This is a genomic window from Candidatus Pedobacter colombiensis (assembly GCA_029202485.1).
In the GTDB taxonomy this organism is placed as follows: Bacteria; Bacteroidota; Bacteroidia; order Sphingobacteriales; family Sphingobacteriaceae; genus Pedobacter; species Pedobacter colombiensis.
The window spans coordinates 2,667,296-2,686,569 of the sequence record CP119313.1; the positions used below are offsets into that span (position 1 = coordinate 2,667,296).

The 19,274-nt window shown below is 38.9% G+C and carries 15 protein-coding genes and 1 tRNA gene; 1 reads left to right on the forward strand and 15 read right to left on the reverse strand.

The genetic code is table 11. The features are described 5' to 3' along the window. Window positions 1-95: 95 nt before the first annotated feature. Entirely contained in the window at window positions 96-935 is an 840-nt protein-coding gene (locus P0Y49_11405; GenBank protein WEK21740.1) for an AraC family transcriptional regulator, read from the forward strand. Between the two features lie 556 nt (window positions 936-1,491). Here P0Y49_11405 and P0Y49_11410 read toward each other — a convergent pair. The 15 genes from P0Y49_11410 to P0Y49_11480 form a co-directional block, all read right to left on the reverse strand. After that, complete coding sequence (locus P0Y49_11410; GenBank protein ID WEK21741.1) at window positions 1,492-2,895, reverse strand: hypothetical protein; 1,404 nt, start codon at window positions 2,893-2,895, stop codon at window positions 1,492-1,494. A 4-nt stretch (window positions 2,896-2,899) separates the two neighbouring features. After that, complete coding sequence (locus P0Y49_11415; GenBank protein ID WEK21742.1) at window positions 2,900-4,099, reverse strand: hypothetical protein; 1,200 nt, start codon at window positions 4,097-4,099, stop codon at window positions 2,900-2,902. Window positions 4,100-4,722: 623 nt separating this feature from the next. Then, window positions 4,723-5,427 (reverse strand): hypothetical protein, encoded by a 705-nt coding sequence (locus tag P0Y49_11420; GenBank protein ID WEK21743.1) that lies wholly within the window; start codon window positions 5,425-5,427, stop codon window positions 4,723-4,725. Between the two features lie 322 nt (window positions 5,428-5,749). After that, window positions 5,750-5,821 (reverse strand) — tRNA-Glu (locus P0Y49_11425). A gap of 134 nt (window positions 5,822-5,955) precedes the next feature. After that, a complete protein-coding gene (gene dnaA / locus P0Y49_11430; protein WEK21744.1) occupies window positions 5,956-7,386 on the reverse strand; it encodes a chromosomal replication initiator protein DnaA in 1,431 nt (476 codons plus the stop codon). A 196-nt stretch (window positions 7,387-7,582) separates the two neighbouring features. Next, the gene (locus tag P0Y49_11435; GenBank protein ID WEK21745.1) at window positions 7,583-8,260 is read right to left on the reverse strand and encodes a pseudouridine synthase; all 678 of its coding nucleotides are present in this window, start codon (window positions 8,258-8,260) and stop codon (window positions 7,583-7,585) included. Between the two features lie 8 nt (window positions 8,261-8,268). Next, window positions 8,269-9,522: a peptidoglycan DD-metalloendopeptidase family protein gene (locus tag P0Y49_11440; GenBank protein ID WEK21746.1), complete on the reverse strand. Its 1,254-nt coding sequence runs from the start codon at window positions 9,520-9,522 to the stop codon at window positions 8,269-8,271. A 27-nt stretch (window positions 9,523-9,549) separates the two neighbouring features. Continuing rightward, window positions 9,550-10,422 carry a cysteine synthase CysM gene (gene cysM / locus P0Y49_11445; protein WEK21747.1) on the reverse strand — a complete coding sequence of 291 codons (873 nt, stop codon included), beginning with the start codon at window positions 10,420-10,422 and terminating at the stop codon, window positions 9,550-9,552. Window positions 10,423-10,424: 2 nt separating this feature from the next. After that, window positions 10,425-11,237, reverse strand: coding sequence for a serine acetyltransferase (locus P0Y49_11450; GenBank protein ID WEK21748.1), 813 nt, complete (start codon window positions 11,235-11,237; stop codon window positions 10,425-10,427). A gap of 64 nt (window positions 11,238-11,301) precedes the next feature. Continuing rightward, window positions 11,302-12,756 (reverse strand): aminoacyl-histidine dipeptidase, encoded by a 1,455-nt coding sequence (locus tag P0Y49_11455; GenBank protein ID WEK21749.1) that lies wholly within the window; start codon window positions 12,754-12,756, stop codon window positions 11,302-11,304. A 104-nt stretch (window positions 12,757-12,860) separates the two neighbouring features. Then, complete coding sequence (locus P0Y49_11460; GenBank protein WEK21750.1) at window positions 12,861-14,204, reverse strand: deoxyguanosinetriphosphate triphosphohydrolase; 1,344 nt, start codon at window positions 14,202-14,204, stop codon at window positions 12,861-12,863. 71 nt (window positions 14,205-14,275) lie between these two features. Beyond that, window positions 14,276-15,322 carry an NAD(P)-dependent alcohol dehydrogenase gene (locus tag P0Y49_11465; protein WEK21751.1) on the reverse strand — a complete coding sequence of 349 codons (1,047 nt, stop codon included), beginning with the start codon at window positions 15,320-15,322 and terminating at the stop codon, window positions 14,276-14,278. A gap of 65 nt (window positions 15,323-15,387) precedes the next feature. Beyond that, complete coding sequence (locus P0Y49_11470) at window positions 15,388-15,993, reverse strand: phosphatase PAP2 family protein (GenBank protein WEK21752.1); 606 nt, start codon at window positions 15,991-15,993, stop codon at window positions 15,388-15,390. A 107-nt stretch (window positions 15,994-16,100) separates the two neighbouring features. Continuing rightward, on the reverse strand, window positions 16,101-17,504 hold the full coding sequence (locus P0Y49_11475) for a family 10 glycosylhydrolase (protein ID WEK21753.1): 1,404 nt from the start codon (window positions 17,502-17,504) through the stop codon (window positions 16,101-16,103). Window positions 17,505-17,582: 78 nt separating this feature from the next. After that, complete coding sequence (locus P0Y49_11480; protein ID WEK21754.1) at window positions 17,583-19,262, reverse strand: DUF5018 domain-containing protein; 1,680 nt, start codon at window positions 19,260-19,262, stop codon at window positions 17,583-17,585. Window positions 19,263-19,274: the final 12 nt, after the last annotated feature.

Below are 19,274 nucleotides of genomic sequence, written 5' to 3' on the forward strand. Positions count from 1 at the left end.
CTAAAATTCATTTTCATAATTAATACTGCAAATTTCGGACAAGAATTACTTCTTTATTTTATCTAAACTGACATATATTTGTTCAAAACGGCCACATGCAAAAAACAAGTAATGAAACTATTTTGTTTGAACTTGACGAGAAGTCAGAGACAACGTTTGTATGGCACAGTAAATTTGAAGACAAGTTTAGACACCACAAGCATACCAAAGGTCAGCTCACCTATGTAGAAGGTGGAGTCATCTTTCTGTTTACCAATGATAAATCTTATTTCTTACCTGCACGCCATTATTTATGGATTCCTGCTGGTATTGAACACCACCTGGAACACCGTTATAAATCGACCATTGTCCGCAATATTTACTTTAATACAGCCGATGTAGAAAACAACCCTTTTTTTAGCCAAATTGGTATCTATCCCGTCAACAATCTATTGCTGGAAATGCTTAAGTTTTCGGAAAACTGGAATGGAAATATCAGTCTAGGCTCGCAGGAATATGGTTTCTTAGATACCATAAAAAACATTTTGCCAGTCATCAGTAAACATCCCTTGCCCCTTGTAGTCCCTACCACAGACAATGAACGACTGAGACCGGCATTAAAATATATCCATACACACCTGGCCAACGAACTTACGCTTCCTATAATTGCTTCCGCCACTGGCTTTAGCGAACGTACCTTATCGAGAATCTTTCAGGCTTCCCTCAAAATTTCTTTCTTTCAATACCTGAAGCTGGTAAGAATGACTAAGGCAATGGAGAAATTACTGGAAAGTGACCTCACCATTAGTGAAATTGCCTATGAAGTAGGCTATGACAGCATCTCCTCCTTCAGCAACACTTTTTACAAGATGACTGGGCGAAGACCTTCCACCTTTAAAGAGCTAAAAATTGCGACACTGGAAGTGATAGCGACTTCTCAAAGTAATTTTACCTAATTTTTTTCGGATCGAAAGCAGGCCGGATAGGATAGCTGTTTGCTACTCATATATTACTCGGTTATTAGACAATTTTCATTTGAATTTTTACCGAACAAAGACGAACCAGAGACGAACCTGACACGAAGTAGGTCCGAGTTAGTATATAACGCTGATATCGGTCTCCTTTAAGACCGATGACACTCCATTTTTTACTAAAAATTTTAGGGGGACAGCTTTTGCTGTTGTTGTTCATGCTTGGACATCACTAATATATGAAAAATTACATAGTTTGACGATTTTCTACTATTCTATTAATATTAAATTTGTTTCGCTCAATTAATTAACAAAGCAAGGATGTGTGGATTTTTAATTGATTGATGAAGCAGTATGGACCGCGTTCTGGGCTTAGATAATGTGCTTTGGTCAACCTATTTATAATTCAATGCTTGGCTCAATGACAACAAAAAAGATGCATCGTAACTTTTGAGGAAGATCCAATTTCTCATAAATACAAAAATTCCGCTCTACTATTGTAAAGCGGAATTTTTAGTCTGTAAACAAACCGATCAAGGTATTACTCCAGAGTAGGCACCTGTACAATTGCCATCTGATCAATACCGACTGTTCTAGCACAAAGCAAAGCCTTCTTATCTGGAAAGTAAGTCATTAATTGCGGAACAAAGTGAGTCCGATCGTTATATAAATCTCCGAAAGTCATGATACTTCTGTGCGGATTTACATCATTAAAATTCATCCGGTATACACCATTGCTATTGCCAGCATTCACATAAAAGGAACCTTTAATGCTCATCACACCAAAAGAATGGTACAAATGTGCTTCTGGCTTTGCATCAACCTGAAGTTTTGTTGTTGATTTAAGCTGCCCATCCAGAGCCAAAACATACATATATGAGGGCCCGTATTGGTATTTCGTTGCTACAACGGCCATTGTACTTACCCCATTAGCCGGTTTTGTGGCAGCGTCTACTTTAGCCTCAGTAAAAACATATATGGAATTGTCCTGGATGCTGATATTTCGAATGACCACATCCTCCAGACCGGTTAGAGAGGAAAACCCTGAAATTTTAGTATTGTTTAATATCCGACCCGATTTCAGGTCATACATCAGTAGATTATTGTAAAAATCAGATCTGAAATTTTTAGAACCTGAATTGAGCGCAATTAAATAATCATCCTGCCCAATTGATATCGCTTTCATTTCATTCAGGAAGATCTGGGCTTCAAAAGCTTTATCTTCTTTACCTTCGGCAGTAATTACACTAAGGTAAGTAATCCCTTTTTTTGAACCGTTCATGTCTCTTACCAGTACCACTTTACCAGAATTTGTAATCACAAAGTTTTGTGAAGTAAATTCGTCTGTGAAGGAAAGCTCTTTTTGCCAGATAACACTCATTGTTTTAACCTCTAAAACTATAATGTGGTTTTGGTCTGGCATTCCTTTAATCCTGTAGCTATGATAATTGATCGCAACATTCTTTCCATTATCCGATTTTTCTAAATAAACTCCCCCAGATTTCATCGCAGATACAATCGGACTGCTGGCCAACATTGTACTGGTAAATTTGGCCGTTGCCTTATCAAATTCAAGCTTATATATTTCACTTTTCAAGGCCTTGCCCGAATAAACCTGAACAAAAACGGCAACTTTACCATTTTCACTTTCTGCAAAGCCAAGGTATTTATATAGTGCTTTCTCGTCAATTTTTGGAAATTCGTATTTAAAAGTTTCGACTACAACATTTTTTTGATCAAACTTTCTCAAAATCATCACATGACCAGCCGCAATGTCATAAGCGTCCATAATCGTCATTAAATAATAGTTGTAATTGTCTTTAAGTACAAATTGCGGATCTTTTTCATTTTTGCTATCAAACTCAAACTTATTGGTATTGCCCTCTTGTGCCACACTAATTTTAGCGAAAGCAAGGACAAACAAAATGATGTAAATGAATTTCATCTCCCTATTTTTTACTTTGGTAAATCTCTTTTTCTATTCTTTTTACTTCATTCTCCTCATCGTACGACAACTTGATATAAACCAGGTTTTCCTGTAATTGATTCAGATACTTTTCGGCCTCCGTCTTTTTATCTAAAGCAAGGTTCAGGTTAATCAGATTAAAATAAATATACCCTGCGATCTTGGCATTAAAGTCAGCCTTACTGTCTTTATAAGCTATTTTTGTTAAGGTCTCCGTCCAGATGTCTATCCCTTTTTGCATACCTGAAAATGCTGCTGTATTGACTTCAGAACTTGTAGGTTGTAATTTTTTCAGATTTGTTTTCACATAAATATCTGCTCTTTCCAGCTCATCAAACTTCCCTTTGTTTTTCACATTAAGTATTTTAACCGCTTTTGCCTCCGCCTGAAAACCATAGATATTATTTAAGTAATCGTTTACAAATTTGATTACTTTATCTAAATGACGTTTTTCTTCAATTGTTTTATTGATGTTATTGCTTGGCGAAGAGGACAGAAATGCAAAATCCTGAAAAAAGGTTGTATTGACACTTTCTTTGCCGTTTACTTTAATTACAAGTTTTGTTGGCTGGTTGGCAAATGTTTGTCCGGCATTATCTTGGAAATTAACGGCTTTAATATCAAGATGGATATCAACAAAACCCGTTCCTCTTGTAAAACCATTAAGCACAACCTGAGAGGCCAGCACATTATTATCTACTATGGTAAATTCATTTAAGTTGGGTTCCCTGTATATAGGTGGGGCAGGTTTAACATAAACTGGTTTTGAAGGAATCACCAATCTGGGGTTCTTTTTTTGTTCAGTTAAAGTTAAACGCTCGAGAATTGACAATTTTTTAAACTCAGCAGATTCCAGGGCAAACTTTTCTTTTTCTTTGATTACATCAGCATCGTAATCCTTTGTTTTCTGCTGAAATTCCTTTTCACTGTTGGCTACTACTGTTCCATACTCAGCCTCCGCTTTTTCATGATCTGCCTTTGCCTTTTTAACAACATCGGCAGCAGTAAGGTTGTAAGGGGATGTTACCGTAACTTTAAAGTCACGATGGTTTTCTTCAATAGCAACTTTTGGTTGTTTCAAAAGCTGAAAGTCTATTTTCTCTGAATAAATGCTCTGGGCAAATAAATGGGTTGAGGACAGTACTAGTATCAAAAATAGTAACTGATTAATTTTAGCGTTCATTTTTAAGTTTTTTCCGTAAATATAAAACTTAAACACGAAACTTTAACCTGTTTGACAAAAAAATAACTAAATAAAAAGTTTTGGTAAGAAGACAAGTGGTCTTTGCTTCTCTTGAGGGACATGATGTTTTCTGAGAAAAAGACCTTCATTGAGTTTTAAACCTTCCCCGGAAAGGATTGTGACCAATATTCTTTCGGCCAGAAAATCTTTGAATCAATGCCAAATGCTGGGGAGGAGAATATGTTTTTTTGATTTTGAACATACGGTTTCCTGTGGTTGCGCCTATATTTGTCATTCAAAAAGGAAAAGCAATACTCAAACAAATACTATCAAACTGGAGTGTCAAATGAACTATGTTGGTGTATAACATATACTGGTCTCCTACTGGTCTTGTACTGCTATTATATTGGTATGCTACTGCTTTACTAGTATAATAACAGTATAATAGCAGTTTAAATGTAAATAAAGGATAGTATATGTATTAATTCAAATCTTTTTGGGCTCTTTTAATAATTTTCATGAGATAGACTCCCATGTTGTTCCCAGGATGAGAAAAGTAGACGACAACTTACAAAATCTGAACTTTTTCGTTCTAGTTCGACTTATGTTGTTCGAGAGATTGATCAATGCTTTTTTACTTTGGATAATTTCTTTTGGAACTGCCCGGATGAATCAATAAACCAATATTCGGTTTTCTTGTCGTCATCTCCAGGCACATCGTGTTTATAATATTGGCGAATAACCATAGTTAGATCTTTTTTTATTGTAGTATTTCTCCACACACTCCAGTGATTATTACCGTGTCCTTCCGATGAAGTAATTGCGTCTATAACCTCAACATCGTAAGTCATAGTTACTAATGTCCCATCCAGATCGAGCACAACGAACTTTGGAGTCGTTGCCACCAAAACTCCTTCTGCTTTATAAGTAGCACTGTCAACCAAATTGAAAGTTTCCTTGATACTGTCGGGCAACATCCCGTTTTCGTCTACCTCCAGTCCATGATCTAATTGATCTCCGCCAATTTGTGTTGGTATTAATTTTAATGGGAGATTAAATAACTTCTTATTTTTAAACTTGGCCAGGCTTATAGTAATTAAAGGGCTATAATTGCGACCTTCTGATAGATATGGAAACGTTGGTCTTGATAAACTGTCTAAATGAAGCATTAGCTGGCCGCTGTCAGTCAGCGGATATGTTTTCTTTAACAAGTTTTCTTTTTTTGAGAATACCTGTTGCTTACTGATGATACTACTATGGGTGGTTGATTGATGGCAGGCAGTTATTGTAAAGAGAGCGGTGATAAAGATGATAAATTTAGGTCTCATGATACTGCAATTTAAGAAACAATTTAGCTTTGTAAAAAAGCTTTCAAATTTTCTGAAGACTTTTAATAAACTTTTCTTAAATACTCTCCGATGCTTATCACATGGATGGGAGAGTTTGCAGCCGATAAGCTATCTAACCTTAATACCTTTGAAAGCGATCTATTGCTGATTTCGACAATTGGCGATGAGTATTTCGCTTGACCCTATATTAAGGTAGAAATTTGGGGGATAAGTAAAAAGCCTCTGAACTAAAAGTTCAAAGGCTTCTATAACGATTCTCTTTAAATTCTCTCCCACCTTGTTCCCAAGGTGGGCGATTTTGTAGCCCGTAGGGGAATCGAACCCCTGTTTCCAGAATGAAAATCTGGCGTCCTAACCCCTAGACGAACGGGCCATTTTCTGCCTTTCAGCGCTGCAAAGGTAGTATTCTCTTTCAATCACTCAAACTTTTTTTAAAAGTTTTTCGAGAAAATCTCACTCCTTTTTCAGATCATTCTGATCCTATTGCACTTAGGCTAAAGATGAGCCTTAGCTCATCTTTAATTTCTTTTCAATATCGTTCACGTAAGCCCTAAACTTCTTATCTGTCTGAATCAGATCTTCAACAGTCTGGCAAGCATAAATTACGGTCGAATGATCTCTTCCACCAAAAAATGCACCGATAGTTTTTAGTGAACTTTTGGTCATCCCTTTAGCAAGGTACATAGAGATCTGACGAGCCTGTACAACCTCACGTTTACGGGTAGGTGCTTTAAGCAAATGAACAGGTACTTCAAAGTAATCACAAACCAATTTCTGGATATAATCCATTGAAACTTCTTTAGTCGTGTTCTTAATGAAGTTCTTAAGCATAGATTTAGCCAATTGTAAATCGATCTCTTTCTTATTCATCGTCGACTGTGCCAATAAAGAAACCATCGCTCCTTCAAGTTCACGTACATTGTTATCGATGTTATGAGCTACATATTCTACAACTTCATCAGGTAGATCAATACCATCAGCATACATTTTCTTTCTCAGAATAGCGATTCTTGTCTCCAGTTCAGGCACTTGCAGATCAGCTGAAAGTCCCCATTTGAAACGACTCAAAAGACGTTCTTCAAGTCCAGATAAATCTTTAGGCGCCTTATCAGAAGTAATGATGATCTGCTTTCCTGACTGATGTAAATGGTTAAAAATGTGGAAGAAGATATCCTGTGTCTTTTCTTTGCCCGCAAAGTTATGTACATCATCCATGATGATCACATCCATTGCCTGATAGAAATTCACGAAATCATTAATCGTATTGTTTTTCAACGATTCCACAAATTGCTGGCAAAATTTCTCGCATGACACATAGATCACCAACTTATCCGGTAAACTTCTTCTGATTTCATTACCGATAGCCTGAGCCAGGTGAGTTTTACCCAAACCCGAAGCACCATAGATCATTAATGGGTTAAATGATGTAGCACCAGGTTTTGCCGCTACAGCGTGTCCGGCCGAACGTGCCAGACGATTACAGTCTCCCTCTACATAGGCCTCAAAAGTATAACTTGCGTTTAACTGAGGGTCTACATTCATCTTCTTCAATCCCGGAATTACAAAAGGATTTTTAATGTCCCTGTTGATGTTTACAGGAACTGGCATTGACTGCTTCCTGTTGGTAGATCCGTTACCATTTGACGGCATGTTAGTGGTGTAAGGTAAAGCACCATTTGTCGACTTGTCGACAACGATGTTATACTCTAACCGACCTTCATCACCAAGTTGTTGTTTTACAGTTTTTCGCAGCAAGCCTACATAATGCTCTTCCAGCCACTCATAGAAGAACAAACTAGGTACCTGTACAGTTAAAACCCTATCTTCAAGCTTAAGGGCTGATATCGGTTCGAACCAGGTTTTGAAGCTCTGGGCCGGGATATTATCCTTTATAATTTGGAGACAGTTATTCCATACTTGTGTACAAGTGTGTTGCATATTTTTCTTTAATATTTTATGGTTTATAATAATAAAACGGCGGATAGACCAGTCGTTTTGGGACTGCGAAGATGATAAAATTTACTAACATTAGGAGGGAAAATTTGACCTTTTTTATAACTCCTTAAGCAGCAAAAGAATAGAAAACACTATTCACAGACCCCGTGTTGATAAGTCCGGCGAGTGTGCAAAACTTTCACCATTTCATCAACTCCATCACCCTTAAAAACTCGGCTTGAACCGGAGCTTTTAGATGAATTTGCTGTCCACTTAAAGGATGTTTAAATATCAATTCAGATGCATGGAGTAACATTGTAGTCATCTCCCATTGCTCTTTAAAAAACTTATTCTGTTTATTACAACCATGCTTCCTATCTCCTATTATTGGATAAAAGATGTGCGCAAAATGTTTTCGCAACTGGTGCATGCGACCGGTAGTAGGTGCTGCTTCTACCAGCGAATACCGGGAAGTTGAGTGTTTTCCAAAGGCCACATCAATTTCGGCCCGCTTTAAAGTAACGAATGAGGTGAAGGCTTCCTGAATGGTACCGTTCTCCTTAGCCAGCGGATAATCGATATCCAGTTGATCTGGAGCATAACCACGAAGTACGGCCAGGTATTTTTTTTGCACTTCCCCGTTCATAAATTGCTGCTGCATGGCTATCTCTACATCTTTCTCAAAAGCAAAAAGTAACAGACCACCTGTTTTTCTATCCAATCTATGTACGGGACTAACATGGCGATTTACCTGATCTCTCAAAAGCTGTAAGGCAAATTCTTTGGCATCATTGGCAATTGACGAGCGGTGTACTAGCAATCCATGTGGTTTATTGATCGCTATTAAATGGTCGTCCTGATATACAATCTCAAGCATTTATAATTCTATTTCGCTATCCAGGCTTCCGGATTCAGTTTGGTTTGTCCCCGCATAATTTCAAAATGCAATATCGGGCCATCTTCTTTCGAAGCAACAATTCCTAAAGTTTGTTTTGTTTCTACCTTATTACCCTTGGCTACACTAACGGTTTTTAAGTTTTGGTAGACGGTAAAATAATCTCCATGACGCAACGCCACGATATAAGTACCATACAGTTCCTTTACAAATAACACGTCCCCTTCAAATACAGCTTTAACAGCTGCACCTTGCTCGGTAAGGATATTAATCCCATCGTTGGTATAATTTGCTTGTCCTTCGGTATGATTACCAAACCGCTCTACAATAGAATACTGAGCAACAGGCCAGGGCAAGCGTCCCCTGTTATTTTCAAAACCTGCAGATAGTTTAGCCGATTCCGGTGAAGCCGTTAAATAATTGCTGGTCGTTTTCTCTTTCGTAACCGGTACCGGTCTGCCTTCGGCAACGGCCTTTTGCGCAGCAAGACGTTCCTCCTCCTCTGCTTTTTTACGGGCTATTTCTATCTCGCGCTGAATGGCACTTCTAATTGCCCGGTCAATTTCTGCTTGCTTACGTTTTTGCACAGCAATATCCTGTCTAAACTGCTTTTCCTGTCTATTGAATTGATTCAACATTTGGGCCTGCTCAGTTTTATTTTTACCTAGCTTTACTTTTTCGTGTTCCTGCTCGGTTAACAAATTACTTTTCTCTTTCAGGTTCTTATCCAGCACCACAATTTTGTACTCAATTTTCTTTTGAGTACCCTGTATATAATCTACTTGCTTTTTACGGTATTGACCAAACTGCTGAAAATACTTAATGCGCTTATAAGCCTGATTGAAACTATCGGAGGCAAATATAAACATCATTTTATCGTATGCATTCTGATTTCTCTGCGCAAAACGTACCATTCCAGCATATTCGTTCTTTAACTGGCCTAACTGGCTTTTTAAAGAATGTACCTCATTGGTATTCTCATGGATTTGATTATCCAGATTCTTCACTTCTGAGTTGATCACAGCAATTTTATTCTGCATCAGCCTGATCTTACTATTGATAGCTCTGATCTGACCCATAGTCAGCTTTTTGCTACTCGAAGTCTCATTAAGATTTCGCTGTAGCAAATCAATTTCACGCTGTATAGCCTCTTTGTTCCTTTTCAGTTCAGAACTGGTTTGGGCAAAAACGGTAGTGGTAACGGAAATAAGAATGAATAATAAAAATAATCTCTGTAGCTTCATTGTGTAATCAAAAATAGCATATTCAGGCTATCCAAACAAATCGCTGCTCAAATATCTATCGCCTCTATCGCAGGCAATAAATACAATTAGTCCCGATTCCAGCTCTTCGCATAGCTTTAAAGCACAGGCTAAAGCCCCGCCACTGCTCATTCCGGCAAAGATACCTTCCACTTTTGCCAACTGACGTGCCTTTTCTGTAGCCTCCTGCTGCGATACATCCATTACACGATCTACCCGGCTTGCATCGAATATTTTAGGCAAGTAAGCTGCAGGCCAACGGCGTATACCGGGAATAGAGGAATCTTCTGTAGGCTGACAACCTACAATCTGAATGGCTGGATTTTGTTCTTTTAAAAACATAGAGTTGCCCATAATACTGCCTGTTGTACCCATAGAGCTTACAAAATGAGTAATTTGTTGCTCCGTATCTCGCCATATTTCAGGACCTGTAGTTTTATAGTGTGCCAGATAGTTATCCGGATTTGCAAACTGATCAAGCAAAAAATATCCGTGTTTATCACGCTGTTCTTCAGCGTAATCCCGGCAAACTTCTATAGATTCCAATAAGGTAACTTTGGCACCAAAGGCTTCCATCGTTAAGGTCCGTTCTCTGGTAGAGCTCGCAGGCATCACCAGCTCAATCTCCAAGCCATATATGCCAGCGATCATGGCCAATGCAATGCCCGTGTTTCCACTCGTCGCTTCGATCAGGCGCGTACCCTTTTTAATCTCTCCACGCTCCATAGCGCTTCTGATCATATTTAAAGCAGCCCTATCCTTTACACTTCCACCCGGATTATTGCCTTCTAATTTAGCATACAACTTCACTTTTGGGTTCGGATTTAATTTGGCGATCTCTACCAAAGGGGTATTTCCTATAAATTCTACAATGGTTCCCATTTTTATTTGGTGTCTTTTGTTTCTATAACTTTTACGGACGATTGGTGATATACAGTAGATCCGGCAGGTACACTTTTAGTTAGCCATACGTTTCCACCGATAATAGAATTCGCACCGATTATGGTTTCTCCACCCAATATCGTTGCTCCTGAGTAAATAATCACATGATCTTCAATTGTCGGATGCCTCTTGGTATCAGCCATGTATTTTTCAACGCTTAAAGCGCCTAATGTTACTCCCTGATACAATTTAACATGGTTTCCTATCACAGTAGTCTCCCCAATGACCAATCCTGTTCCATGGTCGATGTATAAATACTCACCGATCACAGCTCCTGGATGTATGTCTATGCCGGTAAGTGAATGACCATATTCTGTTAATATTCTTGGGATCAAGGGTACATGGGCTTTCAATAAAGCATGCGCAATTCTATATAGTGCTATGGCCAGAAATCCAGGATAGCTTCTAATGATCTCAAATTCATTCTTTGCTGCAGGATCTCCGGTTAAAATAGCAGCAATATCGGTATTCATCTTTCTGTACAACTCCGGAACGCCATTAAAAAACTCAGTAACGATTCCTTCATTGTTAAAATCTTCACATGCTTTTGTTGCATTTAATAGCCTGACTAGCTCCCTTTCTTGTTTTAAAAAGAAGCGCTTAATCTCGTTAATCGAATAATCGGGCGTAGTTAAACGCTCAGGATACAACAGATTCATCAGGTTTATAGCCCAATCCGCAATCTCCTGATTAGAGGGCACAGGCTCAATCCTGTTCTGTTTGTTAAAAATATGAAGATAAAATTCCTCGTCCATTGAATTGTGATTAAAGCGTTAATTAGATCTTACAAAGAAATGAAATTAATAGTTATTTAGTTATTTAACGAGCCGGTATTTCCTCCAGCACGTTTAAAAGGTAGTGCCAGAATTTACGAACTGATGAGATCTTTACCCTTTCATCCGGAGAATGTGCTCCATGAATGGTAGGTCCAAATGAAATCATATCCATACCCGGCAAATGCGCACCCAGTATACCGCACTCTAAACCAGCGTGACAAGCATTTACATTGGGCTCGGCATTGAAACTCACTTTATATAATTTAGTCATTAAGGAAAGAATCTCCGAATTGGCATCAGGTTTCCAGCCCGGATAATCACCACTGGTGGTTACTGTACAACCCATATTTTCAAATGCTGCACCTACCGCTATGGCTACATCCTCTTTTGTACTTTCTACACTGCTTCGTTGTAAGGATAAGGTAATAAACTCACCATCCTTAATAATCACTTTTGCCAGATTAGAAGAAGCTTCTACCAAATCCGGAATATCAGGACTCATCCTAAAAACGCCATTTGGCACAGCATATAAAGCATTGACTATCTTATGGTAATCATCCTTATCTAAAATTTCCAATGGAAGTTCAGTCTCTTTAGCACTAATATTTAAAGCCGGCTCTATAGTGTGGTATTCAGCTTTTATCATTTCCGAATAATCAGCAATAAAAGAAAGAAACGCAGCTTTCTGACTGCGTGCAACAGCTACCACAGCATTAGCTTCACGAGGAATAGCATTCCTTAAACTACCACCTTCTAAATTACTCAGCTGCAGATCCAATACCTTATTTCCATTGTATAGCAAACGGTTCATCAGCTTATTGGCATTAGCTCTTCCCTTATGAATATCCATTCCCGAGTGCCCGCCAAGCAATCCTTTAATAGAAACTTTAAAAGCTATACTATCCTGAGCAACAGCATGATGTTTATATTTATATACAGTAGTCGTATCTATCCCTCCGGCACAACCAATAGTTAATTCATCGTCTTCTTCTGTATCCAGATTTAATAAAATAGTTCCCGACAGATGTGAAGGATCAAGCTGTTTCGCACCAGTCATACCAGTCTCCTCATCAATGGTAAATAAAGCTTCTAAAGGTGGATGAACAAGATCATCTGCAGCTAATATAGCCATAATGGTGGCAACACCTATCCCGTTATCAGCACCCAGAGTAGTACCCCTGGCTTTTACCCAGTCCTCATCAACATACATATCGATCCCCTGAGTATCAAAATCAAAGTTGCTATCGCTATTCTTCTGGTGAACCATATCCAAATGCGATTGAAGAATCACAGTCTGCCTGTCTTCCATACCAGCACTTGCCGGTTTTTTAATCACCACATTACCTACATGATCTCTTATGGTTTCTAAACCTAGTTGATTACCAAAAGATTCCATAAATTCTATAACACGTTCCTCTTTTTTTGAGGCCCGAGGTATTGCATTCAATGCTATAAAATTACTCCAAAGTGCCTGTGGTTCTAAATTTCCTACTTTCATCGCTTTTATTAAACTTGTATTTAACAAAGCTAGAAAAGTTAAGTCAATTTAATATTTAATCATAACTAAACATGTTATTTATATGGCAAAAAACTGAGTAATACTTAACTCATAGATGGAAATGAGATTCCTTTTATCTTCCTAAACAACTCGACAGCATAAATATCCGTCATACCAGATACAAAATCCAATACACACTGAATTTTAGTATAGGCATCTGTTTGCTGTGTTAAAAACTGTTTAGGGATCAACTCGACCAGTTTCCTATGGTATTTTGATTCATTTTGCAGATAAGCAGGAATAAACTCCTCCAATAAGCCACCCATCACCTGGTAACCTGCTACCTCAATTTGTACTACAGATGAATAGTTATAAATCTTTTTAATTGAGACCTTTTCAATCTCCTTCATTACAGAAAGAAATGGTTCTTCGATGGCATCCATCAGGCTTTGGTTAAAGTCGCCATTCAATATGGTTTCCTGTTCTTTAAAGAATACCTCAGAACACAAACCTATTAATGTGCTGATAGATTTTGCCCGCATCAAAGTAATTTTAGCATCATCATCATCTATTTCAGCCAGCCGTGCAGGCATCTTTTCGTCTTTACATAAAGGCAGTAACAGTGTTTCTACCTCTTTGTAAGAAAGAATTTTTAAGCGATGAGCATCTTCAAGATCGATGATGTTATAGCAAATGTCATCTGCAGCCTCTACCAGGTACACCAAAGGATGTCTTTTGTAGATCAATGGGGATCCCTGTACTTTAATCAGATCCATTTCGGCAGCAATTTTCTCAAAACCACCCTGCTCCGATTGGAAGAAGCCATATTTTTTAGTAAAAATGTGCTGTTTATTGTGTCCGGCTATAGCTGCGCAAGGATATTTTGCAATAGCCGCCAATGTAGCGTAGGTAAGGGCAAAGCCGCCAGTTCCTTTTCCGGCAAATGGATGTGTTAAAATACGCAAAGCATTTGCATTACCCTCAAAATGGATCAGATCTTCCCATTGCTCAGGTGATACCTGATCCTTATAAACCTTGCCATCACCATCGGTAAAATAATGAGAAATGGCCGCTTCACCGGAATGTCCGAAAGCAGGATTACCCAAATCATGCGCTAAACAAGCGGAGGCAATGATATTGCCCACCTCACAAAGCAAAGGGCAGGTATCGTCTATACCAGGATCCTGGTCTTTGATTTTATTGTAAAAGATGGTACCCAATGAGCGACCAACGCTGGCTACTTCTAAACTATGGGTTAATCTGTTGTGTACAAATATACTGCCCGGTAAAGGAAATACCTGGGTCTTATTCTGCAATCTTCTAAAGGGCGAGGAAAAGATGATTCTGTCGTAATCGCGTTGAAATTCAGACCTTGATTCTTTCTGGTTGCCAATAAATCTATCTTCATTCCCCCAGCGTTTCGACGACAATAACTTTTCCCAAACCATATATACTTACCTTAACTTTTATAATGTTTCCTGCAAAAATAAAAGCAAAGGTAAGTATTTCCTTAATTGATTTAGTTCAACGATGCCATATCAATTACAAAGCGATAATGTACATCGCCTGCAAGCGTACGCTCATAAGCTTCGTTAATCTGGTCAATATTGATCAACTCTATATCTGAGGTAATGTTATGCGCTGCACAATAATCCAGCATTTCCTGAGTCTCTTTTATGCCACCAACCAATGAGCCTACCAGACTACGGCGACCACCAATTAATTGAAATGCAGACACCTCAGCCGGTGTAGGCGGTACACCCAATAACACCATCACCCCATTGGTTTTCAATAAGGCCAGGTATTCATTATAATCATGTTTAGCAGAAGCCGTATCAATGATAAAATTGAAACTGCTGCCTAATCTTTTCATGTTGTCTTTATCAGTTGTCAGCTCAAAATGGTGGGCACCTAATTTCTCCGCATCCTTTTCTTTCTCCTTAGAACGGCTCAAGACCGTTACATCTGCACCCATTGATGCTGCAAGCTTCACAGCCATGTGGCCAAGTCCACCTAAACCAACAACCGCAACCTTATCTCCTGCTTTTACATTCCAGTGTTTTAAAGGAGAGTAAGTGGTAATTCCGGCACACAATAAAGGAGCAACTTTTTCCAAAGGCAGTTTATCAGAAATGGTCAAAACAAATTTCTGGGTAACCACAATATGCGTTGAATAGCCACCATAAGTGATGGTCTTTTTATCCTGCAGTAAGGAATTATAGGTTTGAGAGTTGCCATTTAAGCAATATTGCTCATTGTCTTCCTTGCAATTGCCACAATGACCGCAGGAATCTACAAAGCAGCCCACACCAACGGTATCACCAACTTTAAACCGCGTTACATTTGACCCTATACGCGTTACTTTACCTACAATTTCGTGCCCTGGAACAATAGGATATGTGGTTCCACCCCACTCATTACGTGCAGTATGAATATCTGAGTGGCATACTCCACAATACAATATCTTTATTTCTACATCATCTGCCAGAGGCTCACGACGATCAACCTGAAAAGGTTCTAATGGTTTATCTGCACTTTTAGCGGCATAAGATTTTACTGCATTCATGTTTTTTATGATTATGAGAAATGATAACAAATGTAAGGCAACAATTGTTGCAGCTTTTTAGCAGGTTAATCTCCGCGTAATGACCGCAGCGAAAAAGCTGCTCCGGTACCAAGGGCTGCCCCTGCGACTACATCAGTAGGATAATGTACACCTAAATATAAACGCGAAAAACCTACAGCGCCAGCCCATAGATAGGAAGGTGCTATAACATACCATTTAGGATAAGCCTGAGAAAGCGCAGTTGCTGTAGTAAAAGCCGTAGAGGTATGTCCGGATGGAAATGAATATTCTGAAGGCTGATATACCGCTTTAATCTTCACATTGGCCAGAAAAGGTCTTGGTCGTTTTACGATTCTTTTAAGCAGCATCGTAAAGAGCACATTTACTGCCGAACTGCTGGCTACATACAATGCATTTTGCCGCATTGCTTTATCATCGTTAATGACTCCTGCGGTAAGCAAGCCCATAGGCACACCAATATTTACCCAATCGTTGTGATTGGATATAAAAAGAAAAACGCCGGTCTTTTCGGGGGTTCTTGTCTCCGATAGATTGATCAGCACCTGATCATCAAATTGCTGTAATTTACTTTGCGCTCGTAGTTGTAATGGCAGCGATACAGGAAAAACAAATACGAACAGTAATAAATTTCTAAAATAAAGGCTTTTCATAGTTAAAAACGCTTAGCCGCAAAATACTAAGATTTAATAACAACTTATACCTTTAGCTAAATAAAGGACGGGACGGGTGGGAGCCGCCCCTATCCAAACCTAACGCATTATTTCTTTAAACCTTCTCTTAGTGCATCCCAGAGTGGCTGTTTCAGTCTATTGTACTGCGGCGCATATACATGCACTACATCAAAAAGCATCACCCCACCTGATGCATTTGCCCGAATGTATTTAATCGTATTGCTAATGGCCTGTTGATTGGGCCAATCCACATTTCCCATATCTAAACTGCCATATAAAGGCATTTTATTCCTTGTGATATACTTCGTACCTTTCAGGGAGCCTTCTACACTCCACCAGTGATAAGCCAAACCTGCCGTCGCCGGATTATCCACCAGCATCAATTGCGTAAAATAGTTACCCGTCATTAAAAGATCCAACTGCTCCGCATAACCTGTTTTATTGTAATCCGGATAAGACCAATCGAAACGCAACTCATTATCATTAAAAGGGTCATAATCTTCACTTGCCCAATTTACTCCTACCGAGTAATAAGTCGTGTACCAGGCGCCTACATAAACACCAAACTTCATATTTGGCTTCACACTTTTAACCGCAGCTCTTGCTTTTACAAAAAAATCATGAATTACAGTAGCACGATAAAGTAACCAGCGTTTATAGTACTTGCCGGTAACATTCGGCGTAACTACCCCGCTTACGATTTTCCAGCTTTTAACAATATCTAAAGGAAAATCCATTCGTTTTGCCTGACTATCATCGTATTTCGTTTCCAGGAATTTGATAAAATCATTTTTACTGTAATCAGAAAAATCAGCATTGATATCTGTGTAACGTGCATAATCAAGCAATAAACCGTCAATATCATACTTACCTACTATTTCCTTAACGATATTGAGTGCACGCTCCTGAACTGCCGGAATTGAAGGGTTTACAAAGCCATTTTTACCTGTAGATACAATCGGTACCCGTTTTCCGGTTTCGTCACATACAATAGACTGATACTGATCTCTCCATACTGCATCTTCATATACTTTACCTTTACCCGCCGATCCTTCTACAAAGGTTACAATCGAAGCATAGATCTTAAAGTTTCTCTTTTTTGCTTCGGCAATCATAAACCCGACATAATCTACCCCTGGTGTAAAAGTTTTTCCATCCATACTCGTTATCTGGGGAGCATAGTTACTCGGATACATGGTATACCCATTTGAACCTTTTACATCCAGCACCAGACCGGTTACACCAACCTGCTTAAGCGTATCCAACGTTCTTCGGATCTTGGCGGTATCGTTAAATCTGCCATAAGTACCAAAAACATTAGAACGGGCATCTACCCATGCAATGGCTTCATTGCGGCGCATGGTATCCGGCAAGATGTTGGTCGTTTCATCAGGCAACAATTTTTTGGCAACATTTGATTTTTTACAGGCTGTAAAACCGACAATCAAAACTGCAGACCATATGCATATTTTATAAATAATCTTCTTCATCAGATTTAATTTTTAGGTTAATCATAATTAGCAGCTTACCGACTAACCACGCGATAAGCTGCAGGGTATTGATAGATATTAAGGAGCGTATTTAGTAAACTCATGTGCCAGTATACCACCATTGGTAAGCAACATATATACCTGTAACCGTTCTTTATCCGGCGAAAGTCCAAAACACACATCCCCGGTACCGTTGCTATTTACAGTTGCCCCTAAAAACTCTTCAGAGTTGTAGATGTTAAAAGTTCGATACCTTGGATCTGCTGCAGATAGACTAATCTTCGAACTCTCGGTTACATCATACAATCCAAGTATGGCATTATTATAACTCGTTGTTTTCACAAACTTCTGAATTGCAAGATACTTAGCCTTATTAAACACGATGTAATCGGTAGCAAAATGGAATAAACCAAATACAGCACTCTCATTTGCAAAGCCTATGCTACGCTCGTTCGAAACACCATTTACCAAAGCAATCTCAAATTGGTAATTGATAAAATAGTCCGTATTTGCATCAGTAGAAACAGGTTGCGCATCTGCCTGATAGCCCATAAAAGTGGTTGAACCACCTGTAACTGACTTGTAAGTAATCACATCCGGTGTATTCTTGACCAGTACCCCATTTACAATTCTCCACTTATAGATTACTGAAGATTGACCGCCGGTACTCATAATCACCGCATCGCTATTCACACTTCCATAAATATTAAGTCGCCTTCCTACTCCACCATCACCGGTTATTCCGGCAGGATTGTTATTTGTCCACTCAATCAGTTTAACCGGAGTAGCATCCACATCAGTCCACTTGTAAACGATAAAATTGCCATTTTTAGCCGCATAAGTTGTGCCTATTAAATTGCCATCGGCATCATTTACAATCTGCATAGCCAGGGCACTAAATGGCAGTGGCATGTTCTTAATATACGCACCGGTATGTCTGTTAAATACCCTGTAAACCGCCGGGTTTGTACGAACAACTGTAACCAGATAATCACCGGACACGGCTAATGAGGGTTCATTATTGGCCGTAAAACCTAGTTCGGCAGCAGTTTTAGACCATAACCTTCTATTTATACCTACACCATAATCCAATTTAACAGGTTCTGCGGCTTTTAGGGTATATGTCTTCTTTCTACCATCCACACCAGTAATCGTTAGCGGCAAATTCTTTGACAAATTGATGGTTGATCCACTTGCAATAGAGCTGGTAGAGTGGCTGTTAATCTCCAGGTTTAATGTTGCTGCCGATAAGTCTGTCCCAGGTAAAATGTAAAACAATACATCGTCGCCTTTAATTACTGCCTCTATTTCTTGTGTTGAAGCTCCTGTCTGATACTGTACTTTTGCCTTGGTGATCGAAACATCGCCCACCTTTTTAGAAACAACCACAAAGGACCTGACGTCACCAGAACCTGAAGTTATATTTAATTTAAAAGGTTTTGATACATCCTGAACAACACCCAATGCAGGTGTTACCATTGCATCTGATGGTACTGTAGACCTGATGATAATCTTTGTCAGATCTACCGCATTATCCGAATTGACAGGATAATAATAGGGCATTTCAAAGTATATCGTATCCCTGTTCGCACTAAAGATAGGTTCAAAAAGACGACTACTTCCCATCCCTTCAATCGTACCATAAATATCACTCAGGTCGTTCTTCGTATTACGAACTACCTTTTCTGCCTTTTTACAGGAGTTAAGCATCAGACCAGCCAATGCTGTAACTATAAAAAACAATGATAATCTCTTCATCACTAAAAGTTT

Excerpts from the sequence above, each read along its gene's own strand:
- P0Y49_11480 (WEK21754.1), bottom strand. The coding sequence starts at position 19,262 with ATGAAGAGATTATCATTGTTTTTTATAGTTACAGCATTGGCTGGTCTG.
- P0Y49_11415 (WEK21742.1), bottom strand. The coding sequence starts at position 4,099 with ATGAACGCTAAAATTAATCAGTTACTATTTTTGATACTAGTACTGTCC.
- P0Y49_11440 (WEK21746.1), bottom strand. The coding sequence starts at position 9,522 with ATGAAGCTACAGAGATTATTTTTATTATTCATTCTTATTTCCGTTACC.
- P0Y49_11465 (WEK21751.1), bottom strand. The coding sequence starts at position 15,322 with ATGAATGCAGTAAAATCTTATGCCGCTAAAAGTGCAGATAAACCATTA.
- P0Y49_11455 (WEK21749.1), bottom strand. The coding sequence starts at position 12,756 with ATGAAAGTAGGAAATTTAGAACCACAGGCACTTTGGAGTAATTTTATA.
- P0Y49_11405 (WEK21740.1), top strand. The coding sequence starts at position 96 with ATGCAAAAAACAAGTAATGAAACTATTTTGTTTGAACTTGACGAGAAG.
- P0Y49_11460 (WEK21750.1), bottom strand. The coding sequence starts at position 14,204 with ATGGTTTGGGAAAAGTTATTGTCGTCGAAACGCTGGGGGAATGAAGAT.
- dnaA (WEK21744.1), bottom strand. The coding sequence starts at position 7,386 with ATGCAACACACTTGTACACAAGTATGGAATAACTGTCTCCAAATTATA.
- P0Y49_11475 (WEK21753.1), bottom strand. The coding sequence starts at position 17,504 with ATGAAGAAGATTATTTATAAAATATGCATATGGTCTGCAGTTTTGATT.
- cysM (WEK21747.1), bottom strand. The coding sequence starts at position 10,422 with ATGGGAACCATTGTAGAATTTATAGGAAATACCCCTTTGGTAGAGATC.
- P0Y49_11435 (WEK21745.1), bottom strand. The coding sequence starts at position 8,260 with ATGCTTGAGATTGTATATCAGGACGACCATTTAATAGCGATCAATAAA.
- P0Y49_11450 (WEK21748.1), bottom strand. The coding sequence starts at position 11,237 with ATGGACGAGGAATTTTATCTTCATATTTTTAACAAACAGAACAGGATT.
- P0Y49_11420 (WEK21743.1), bottom strand. The coding sequence starts at position 5,427 with ATGAGACCTAAATTTATCATCTTTATCACCGCTCTCTTTACAATAACT.
- P0Y49_11470 (WEK21752.1), bottom strand. The coding sequence starts at position 15,993 with ATGAAAAGCCTTTATTTTAGAAATTTATTACTGTTCGTATTTGTTTTT.
- P0Y49_11410 (WEK21741.1), bottom strand. The coding sequence starts at position 2,895 with ATGAAATTCATTTACATCATTTTGTTTGTCCTTGCTTTCGCTAAAATT.